This window comes from Bartonella sp. AP19HLJMH (assembly GCF_042196245.1).
Lineage (GTDB): Bacteria > Pseudomonadota > Alphaproteobacteria > Rhizobiales > Rhizobiaceae > Bartonella.
In genome coordinates this window covers 1-2822 of sequence record NZ_JBHIPX010000041.1, presented here as the reverse complement: position 1 = coordinate 2822, position 2822 = coordinate 1, and the positions used below count along the sequence as shown (strand labels likewise).

Genomic DNA, 2822 nt, shown 5'->3' with positions numbered 1-2822 from the left:
TTCACGGTACCACTGAACATGTCACCACTTGCACCACGTATCGCCCACCCCGTTTTGGTACCTAGATCAAAACAAAGAATCGTGTTAATCACCGATCCTCTCCATACAAAACGTATTTTATAAAATTACTGTTTTCCCAAAGCGGAGGAGAAAGAGATATGAGAAATATGCAAGAAAATTTTGTAGAATTAACTGACATTACAATTAACATGAACAATAAATTGAATAACATTGAAACAGAACTCGCAACATTCAAAAGACAAAGTATATTGAAAAAAGACCTTCCCCAAATGATAAGAAATTCCTTAGAAACTTTGTGGACAGAAAACATAGCAGAAGGTTTAGGACCAAAGATGAAAGTTGAGATCTTTAATCTTAAACCTGAAGATCTATCACCAGAAGGTATTCTCATAGAATTTTCCATCAAAAACCCCACAGACCGACCAATGAAAATGAACTATATACGAATAGATGAAAATAGCCCTTTCGAATTCGTTCAAGCATTCTATCCAACTCCTTATCCATACTCTCAAAGCTCTCCAAGAAGCATTCTTAAAACATCTCCCAAATGTATCGATTTAATAACTCCCGTTACAACAAATCCTGTCATCCAAAACAACGTATTAGAAAGAGGAATTGACCTATTTACAGTGAATGGTGGGTATAGTTTTCAATGGGAATTAAAAATTCGCTCCATAGAAACAGAAAATCATGATAAACTATCCGTTCCGATCTTTATCTTAGAACATACTTCATCATATGACCCACATAAAACACTTGAAGTTCGCTTTTGGCCCAGCTTTTTTCGAAAATTAAGTCATCAACGATGATAATCTTATAAGATTGGGAATTAGGTTTTACTTATCTTCTCACCTATTAAGGTGAGAAGATAAAAGTATTTATTAGTTTGTTCTTTTTCATGAATCATAACCTCCAAAGGTTCCTATAACTCTTCTTTCTTGTACTTTCTTTTTCAACTCTTCAATTGACATATTTAACTTTACAATTAATATATCTTTTTCCTTCAGTTCTGTTTTGAGCTCTTGTTCTCTATTGCGATAGAGCAAAACAAAAAAGAACATAGCGATAACACAAAAGAACATAACCGCATTGGTAGTAAAAAACGTAATAATTGCTACTAAACTCATCTTTCTCTCCTCACTTACCCTTCTTCTTACTCTTCTTATTCTTATGAAGCGGCGCTTTTACTGCTTCATCACGCTGTTTAAGCTCTTGTGTTAGTCTTTGAATTTTCTCGTCACGTTCTTTAATCTCTTGCTTCAGTTGTTTAATTTCCTCGTCGTCGCGTTCTTCAATCTCTTGCTTCAATTCTTTAATTTCCTCGTCGCGTGATTGAACATCTGCTTCGAGTGTCATTACAACTTCACTTACATTTCTGAACGCCTTTTCATGCTCTTCAGTCTTTTGTTTCAGTTGTTTAATTTCCTCGTCACGTTCTTCTATTTCCTCGTCACGCTCTTTAATCTCTTGCTTCAGTGCTTCAATTAGCTTGTCACGTTCTTCAAGATCCGCATCACATTCATCAATTGTCTGCTTGCTTTCCTTTGAATACCTAAACTCATTCTCTCTCATTTCTTTCTTAAGATCTTGAACCTGCTCTTTAAGCGCCTTAACTTGGTCGCGATAATGCAATGCAATACGAAACATCACTCCGCTTAAGAGCAAAACTGAAACCACTGCTATCCATAAAATTTCATTCGAACTCATTTTGATCTCCTTAATGCTGCAATCTATCGCTCGTCTGATCAACACCGCGACTTTTAGAAATTGAAGAAAAATTCTCTTGATACCAATCGCTAGGACTTATGTAATTATCAGTAACTTCTGCTATTTTTTGTATTATCCTAGGATGCGGAAATCGCTTCTTATTCACATAGCGTGCTATAGATGCTTGTGTAACACCTACCAAAATCGCAAACTTGGCATAAGTAATATTATTCTTTGATAAATACAGTTTTAGTTTAGACATTCCTCTTTTTACCATATTGGTATTATTAAGACAAGCATATTTTACCATATTGGCATTTGAAAGGATATTTTTTTTAATTAGGATAAGAATCATGAATAATTTGAAATTTTTCAGACAAAAAGTAGGTTTAACTTCAAAAGAATTAGCCGAATTGGTAGGGACTAGTCAGCCACAAATTTTTCGTTTAGAAAATGGACAACGAAAATTAACAAAGGAGTGGGCTGTACGTTTGGCGCCACACTTAAAAATTACCCCCAAACAACTGTTGTTTTCGGGAAATAAGCCTAATAGCTTAGATGAACAAATTGAAGATATGTTAGAGCATCTAAGCTACGATAATAAGGTTAAACTTCTTGATCTCCTTTCTTCATTTTATCAAGATAAAAAAGAATAAACTCTCTTTTTTCATCTTCTGTCAATTTATCCCATAGTTCTAATATTTGCGTATTAATTGACCATTTTTCATCCATTTTTTCTACTCTAAAAAAATATAAAATAAAAAATAACCATTTTGGTATTGACTTTAAATTACCGTTTTGGTATCAAATATCCCATATCTTAGAAAATAACTTTTGCCAATAGGCAGTATGGAGGCATTTGTGAATAAACCAGTGTTTATAAATTCTGATGAAATTCTCTTAGTGATGTGCGAAAATGAAGAGCAAAATCTCGCTAAATCTGGTCCTTTCTTAGAAAGAAGTGACATGATCAAATTTATCGACCAAGCCGATAATGCTGTCCAAATTTTGCGTATTGAACCAACGACTAATCGTTGCGAAGATATCTCTGAAGATATTGCCGAATTCTATCTTAAAGAATGTGAAGAGCAGTG

Annotated in this window: 5 protein-coding genes and 1 pseudogene; 3 read left to right on the top strand and 3 right to left on the bottom strand. The window is 34.1% G+C overall.

Features of this window, described 5'->3' with window-relative positions:
- Window positions 1-158 precede the first annotated feature (158 nt).
- A complete protein-coding gene (locus ACFINR_RS09095; RefSeq protein ID WP_375643700.1) occupies window positions 159-830 on the top strand; it encodes a hypothetical protein in 672 nt (223 codons plus the stop codon).
- 87 nt (window positions 831-917) lie between these two features.
- On the opposite strand, the gene ACFINR_RS09090 is transcribed toward ACFINR_RS09095, so the two are convergent.
- Genes ACFINR_RS09090 through ACFINR_RS09080 form a run of 3 tightly spaced genes read right to left on the bottom strand, consistent with a single transcriptional unit; the run spans window position 918 to window position 1990 of the window.
- Window positions 918-1148, bottom strand: a complete 231-nt coding sequence (locus ACFINR_RS09090; RefSeq protein WP_208434686.1) for a hypothetical protein — start codon at window positions 1146-1148, stop codon at window positions 918-920.
- 10 nt (window positions 1149-1158) lie between these two features.
- Window positions 1159-1728 (bottom strand): hypothetical protein, encoded by a 570-nt coding sequence (locus tag ACFINR_RS09085; protein ID WP_375654206.1) that lies wholly within the window; start codon window positions 1726-1728, stop codon window positions 1159-1161.
- A 10-nt stretch (window positions 1729-1738) separates the two neighbouring features.
- A complete protein-coding gene (locus tag ACFINR_RS09080; RefSeq protein ID WP_375654205.1) occupies window positions 1739-1990 on the bottom strand; it encodes a helix-turn-helix domain-containing protein in 252 nt (83 codons plus the stop codon).
- Window positions 1991-2081: 91 nt separating this feature from the next.
- On the opposite strand from ACFINR_RS09080, the gene ACFINR_RS09075 reads away from it, so the two are divergent.
- Both ACFINR_RS09075 and ACFINR_RS09070 read left to right on the top strand, forming a co-directional pair.
- A complete protein-coding gene (locus ACFINR_RS09075) occupies window positions 2082-2384 on the top strand; it encodes a helix-turn-helix domain-containing protein (protein WP_100128398.1) in 303 nt (100 codons plus the stop codon).
- Between the two features lie 205 nt (window positions 2385-2589).
- Window positions 2590-2822 (top strand): annotated as a pseudogene (locus tag ACFINR_RS09070) (hypothetical protein); the annotation flags it as partial.

What these genes read in the sequence shown, in the direction of transcription:
- ACFINR_RS09095 (WP_375643700.1), top strand. Translation starts at nt 159, where the DNA reads ATGAGAAATATGCAAGAAAATTTTGTAGAATTAACTGACATTACAATT.
- ACFINR_RS09090 (WP_208434686.1), bottom strand. Translation starts at nt 1,148, where the DNA reads ATGAGTTTAGTAGCAATTATTACGTTTTTTACTACCAATGCGGTTATG.
- ACFINR_RS09085 (WP_375654206.1), bottom strand. Translation starts at nt 1,728, where the DNA reads ATGAGTTCGAATGAAATTTTATGGATAGCAGTGGTTTCAGTTTTGCTC.
- ACFINR_RS09080 (WP_375654205.1), bottom strand. Translation starts at nt 1,990, where the DNA reads ATGTCTAAACTAAAACTGTATTTATCAAAGAATAATATTACTTATGCC.
- ACFINR_RS09075 (WP_100128398.1), top strand. Translation starts at nt 2,082, where the DNA reads ATGAATAATTTGAAATTTTTCAGACAAAAAGTAGGTTTAACTTCAAAA.